Origin of the sequence: Shewanella sp. AS16 (assembly GCF_021412365.1) — a bacterium.
Classification (GTDB): Bacteria; Pseudomonadota; Gammaproteobacteria; order Enterobacterales; family Shewanellaceae; genus Shewanella; species Shewanella salipaludis.
The window spans coordinates 1-316 of record NZ_JAKCLK010000141.1; the positions used below are offsets into that span (position 1 = coordinate 1).

Annotated in this window: 1 pseudogene; it reads left to right on the forward strand. The window is 53.2% G+C overall.

The features are described from left to right. Positions 1-22 precede the first annotated feature (22 nt). Positions 23-316: pseudogene (locus tag LZP73_RS19705) on the forward strand (phosphoglucomutase, alpha-D-glucose phosphate-specific); the annotation flags it as partial.

The following is a 316-nucleotide window of genomic DNA, read 5'->3' on the forward strand; positions in this document are numbered from 1 at the left end:
GTTGCAGACAAAGGACAAAGCAATGGCAATCCACAATCGTGCAGGCCAACCTGCACAACAGAGTGATTTGATTAACGTCGCCCAACTGACGGCGCAATATTATGTACTGAAACCAGAAGCAGGGAATGCGGAGCACGCGGTGAAATTCGGTACTTCCGGTCACCGTGGCAGTGCAGCGCGCCACAGCTTTAACGAGCCGCACATTCTGGCGATCGCTCAGGCAATTGCTGAAGAACGTGCGAAAAACGGCATCACTGGCCCTTGCTATGTGGGTAAAGATACTCACGCCCTGTCCGAGCCTGCGTTCATTTCCGTA